Source organism: Pseudomonas sp. Sample_9 (assembly GCF_004307535.1).
GTDB lineage: Bacteria > Pseudomonadota > Gammaproteobacteria > Pseudomonadales > Pseudomonadaceae > Aquipseudomonas > Aquipseudomonas mercuritolerans.
Genome location: NZ_RAZO01000423.1, coordinates 15,007 through 16,237, shown reverse-complemented (window position 1 = coordinate 16,237; position 1,231 = coordinate 15,007). Strand labels below are relative to the sequence as shown.

At 61.3% G+C, this 1,231-nt stretch carries 1 protein-coding gene; it reads right to left on the bottom strand.

Annotation, left to right across the window (positions count from 1 at the left end):
* Positions 1-8: 8 nt before the first annotated feature.
* Positions 9-833 carry a tRNA pseudouridine(38-40) synthase TruA gene (truA, locus tag D6877_RS24240; RefSeq protein ID WP_178083743.1) on the bottom strand — a complete coding sequence of 275 codons (825 nt, stop codon included), beginning with the start codon at positions 831-833 and terminating at the stop codon, positions 9-11.
* Positions 834-1,231 lie beyond the last annotated feature (398 nt).

The following is a 1,231-nucleotide window of genomic DNA, read 5'->3' as shown; positions in this document are numbered from 1 at the left end:
CGAGGGCGTCAGCCGTCAAGTTCGGAGAAACCCGTAAGGAAATGTGGCCCGATAAAGCGCTCGGGCAACGGGAATTCGTCGTGGTACTCGACCTGCACCAGATACAACCCGTACGGATGCGCCGTCACTCCGCCAGAACGCCGCTCGCGGCTTTCCAGCACTTCCTTCATCCACTCCACCGGGCGCTCACCGGCACCGATGGTCATCAGCACACCGGCAATGTTGCGCACCATGTGATGCAGGAAGGCATTGGCACGAATGTCGAGCACGATCATCTTGCCGTGGCGGGTCACGCGCAGGTGATGCATCTTCTTGATCGGCGACTTGGCTTGGCACTGACCGGCCCGGAACGCGCTGAAGTCGTGGGTACCGATCAGGTACTGCGCGGCCTCGGCCATGCGGTCGGCGTCGAGCGGGCGGTGATTCCAGGTGATTTCTTCGTTGAGGTGCGCCGGGCGAATCTGATCGTTGTAGATCACATAGCGATAACGCCGGGCGATGGCTTTGAAGCGCGCATGAAAATGCGCCGGCATGACCCTGGCCCAACTGACGCTGATGTCGTGGGGCAGATTGATGTTGGCGCCCATGACCCAGGCTTTCAGCGAGCGATCAACCTGGGTGTCGAAGTGCACCACTTGGCCGCAGGCGTGAACGCCGGCGTCGGTACGTCCGGCGCATTGCAGGGAGACCGGCGAATTGGCGACTTTCGACAAGGCTTTTTCAAGCTCTTCCTGCACCGTCGCCACACCGGTCAACTGGCGCTGCCAGCCGCTGTAGCGCGAGCCTTTGTACTCAACGCCCAGCGCGACGCGGTAAAAGCCGTCGGGCGCCATTTCGGCGACCGGGTTATCTATGTTTGCCAAGGTGGGACAGCCTGCTGATTTTGCAAAGGCGGCATTATAAGGCGGTGGGCCGGGGATGCCAGAGTTCTCTATCGGCAGTACCGCCGACTTCGCGAGCAGGCTCGCTCCCACATTTGCAATGCATCCCCCTGTGGGAGCGAGCCTGCTCGCGAAAGCAATCGATCAGACACCGCCGAATCCGGCACCAACAAAAACGGCAGCCCCACCGGGCTGCCGCTTGTTGTTTACCGCTGAACTTACGCCAGGTTGGAAAGCATTTCCTTGGCCTCGCCCCGCTGCTTCTCGTCACCCTCGGTCAACACTTCGTTGAGGATGTCACGGGCACCGTCGGCGTCGCCCATGTCGATGTAGGCCTGGGCCAGATCGAG